This window comes from Effusibacillus pohliae DSM 22757 (assembly GCF_000376225.1).
Lineage (GTDB): Bacteria > Bacillota > Bacilli > Tumebacillales > Effusibacillaceae > Effusibacillus > Effusibacillus pohliae.
This window is the reverse complement of record NZ_AQXL01000025.1, coordinates 1-1,717: the sequence shown is the minus strand read 5'-3', so window position 1 is coordinate 1,717 and position 1,717 is coordinate 1. Positions and strand designations below refer to the sequence as shown.

The window sequence follows — 1,717 nt, the reverse complement described above, 5'->3', positions numbered from 1 at the left end:
TCAAATATTATCCTCAAGCGCTTCGTTCGTGAAAGATGAAAACATGCGTAATGGCGAGAAAAACGAAGAAAACATTAATTCTTTGAGGGAGGAGCATCATGTTAAAAGAGTCTTATCAGTTGTTGATCAACGGGAAACATGTGGACGCCAGCAGCGGAGAGTTTTTTGAAACCTACAATCCGGCCACGGGAGAAGTGCTTGCCAAAGTTGCAAAAGCGACACGGGAAGATGTGGATCAAGCGGTGGCGGCTGCCCGGGCTGCCTTTGAAGGAGGCAAATGGCCGCGCATGACGGGGGCCAAAAGGGCTCGTATCCTGAACAACATCGCCGAGTTGATGAGAAAGAATTTTGATGAGCTCGTACGCATCGAAGTGCTTAACAGCGGCAAGACGGTCAGCGCGGCAAAAGGGCAGATCGGCCAGGCGATCGAGGATTTCGAGTTATATGCGGCGGCGGCCATTACCTTGGGCGGAGAAACCAAACCGGTTCCCAACGGTTTTTTTAACTATACAGTGAAGGAACCGGTCGGCGTGTGCGGGCAGATTATTCCCTGGAACTATCCACTGATGATGGCCGCCTGGAAAATCGCTCCTGCCTTGGCAGCCGGATGTACCGTTGTGTTGAAACCGGCCAGCCTGACCCCGATTACCGCGCTGATTTTGGCGGATCTTTGTCACAAGGCGGGGGTTCCGGAAGGCGTCATCAATGTGGTGACGGGAAGCGGTTCGGAAATCGGACCTTACATCACGGAACATCCCGGCATCGACAAGGTAGCCTTCACCGGCGAAACAGAGACCGGGAAAGACATTATGGCACGTGCCGCCAAGACGGTGAAACGGGTTACCCTGGAGCTCGGCGGCAAATCGCCGAACATCGTGTTTGACGACTGTGACATCGAGGCGGCTGTGGATGGTTCATTGTACGGAATTTTCTATAACACCGGGCAATCGTGTGAAGCGAGATCCCGTTTGTTCGTGCATGAGAAAATTTATGACGAATTTATGAGCCGGTTTCTGGAAAAAGCGGCCCGCTTGCGGGTGGGCGATCCGTTCGCCGAAGGGGTGCACGTAGGTGCGGTGATCTCGGAAGGACAGGTGAAGGTGATCGACAGTTATGTTCGGTTGGCGGTGGAGGAAGGCGCCGAAATCCTGTACGGCGGAAAACGGCCGGAAGGTCCCGAATTCGAACGCGGTTTCTGGTATATGCCGACGATCATCGGCAATGTTCGCAACGACATGCGCGTGGCGCAGGAAGAGATTTTTGGTCCGGTTGTGGTGGTGATGAAGTTCCGCGATGAGGATGAAGTGATCCGGTTGGCCAACGACACCATCTATGGTCTCGGATCGGCCGTTTGGACGAAGGATCATGCGAAGGCCCATCGGGTAGCCGCGGCGATACGGGCCGGTATCGTGATGGTGAATTGTCCGATCTCCGCATTTCCGGGCACTCCCTTTGGCGGATACAAGCAGTCCGGATTTGGCAGGGAACTCGCTTTGGAAACGCTTGATCTGTACACCGAGACGAAAAGTGTTCTGTCCTATATTGGCAGCCGTCCGTTGAACCTGTTTGGAATCTAGCATTTCTACGATTGCGCGTTTATTTAACTTTCGTTTTAAAAACGCAATATAGAGAAAATAAAAGAAAACGCAAGCATTCCCAAGATAGCAAGGGTTTCATCCTCAAACACCCGGTTCGCATGAATTGAAAATAGTAGATC

Annotated in this window: 1 protein-coding gene; it reads left to right on the top strand. The window is 52.5% G+C overall.

All coding sequences use genetic code 11. The features are described from left to right. The first annotated feature begins 98 nt into the window (after window positions 1–98). Window positions 99–1,577 carry an aldehyde dehydrogenase family protein gene (locus tag C230_RS0100335; RefSeq protein WP_018130114.1) on the top strand — a complete coding sequence of 493 codons (1,479 nt, stop codon included), beginning with the start codon at window positions 99–101 and terminating at the stop codon, window positions 1,575–1,577. Window positions 1,578–1,717 lie beyond the last annotated feature (140 nt).

What these genes read in the sequence shown, in the direction of transcription:
- C230_RS0100335 (WP_018130114.1), top strand. Translation starts at nt 99, where the DNA reads ATGTTAAAAGAGTCTTATCAGTTGTTGATCAACGGGAAACATGTGGAC.